This window comes from Aquimixticola soesokkakensis (assembly GCF_900172375.1).
In the GTDB taxonomy this organism is placed as follows: Bacteria; Pseudomonadota; Alphaproteobacteria; order Rhodobacterales; family Rhodobacteraceae; genus Aquimixticola; species Aquimixticola soesokkakensis.
On the sequence record NZ_FWFS01000027.1, the window covers coordinates 1 to 841 of the forward strand.

Below are 841 nucleotides of genomic sequence, written 5' to 3' on the forward strand. Positions count from 1 at the left end.
TTCGGCTTCCACGGGTCCAAGGTCGACGGAAATGTCGCTATCCTCGCCCACATCGGGCGTTTCACCACCCAGCGAGACATCGATATCGCCGAGGATTTCCTCGACGGGGTCGAGCGGGATTTCGGCCTCCACGGGTCCGAGGTCGACAGAGATGTCGCTATCCTCGCCAACATCTGGCGTTTCGCCACCCAGCGAGATGTCGATATCGCCCCAGATTTCCTCGACCGGATCGAGCGGGAGTTCGGCCTCCACGGGTCCGAGGTCGACGGAAATGTCGCTATCCTCGCCCACCTCGGGCGTTTCGCCACCCAAAGACACGTCGATATCGCCCAAGATTTCCTCCACCGGGTCGAGCGGAAGCTCCGCTTCCACAGGTCCGAGGTCGACGGAAATGTCGCTCTCCTCGCCAACGTCCGGCGTTTCGCCACCCAAAGACACGTCGATATCGCCGAGGATTTCCTCGACCGGATCGAGCGGGAGTTCGGCCTCCACGGGGCCAAGGTCGACGGAGATGTCGCTATCCTCGCCAACGTCGGGGGTTTCGCCACCCAGCGAGACATCGATATCGCCGAGGATGGCTTCGACCGGGTCGAGCGGGAGTTCGGCTTCCACGGGCCCAAGGTCGACGGAAATGTCGCTCTCCTCGCCAACGTCGGGGGTTTCGCCACCCAGCGAGACGTCTATGTCGCCGAGGATGGCTTCGACCAGGTCGAGCGGGAGTTCGGCTTCCACAGGTCCGAGGTCGACAGAGATGTCGCTATCCTCGCCAACGTCGGGCGTTTCGCCGCCCAAAGAGACGTCGATATCGCCGAGAATTTCCTCGACCGGGTCGAGCGGGAGT

1 protein-coding gene is annotated in these 841 nt (G+C 62.8%); it reads right to left on the minus strand.

Annotation, left to right across the window (positions count from 1 at the left end):
* Positions 1-841, minus strand: an 841-nt coding sequence (locus AQS8620_RS17110; protein ID WP_159453272.1) for a hypothetical protein, incomplete at both ends; no start/stop codon positions are given.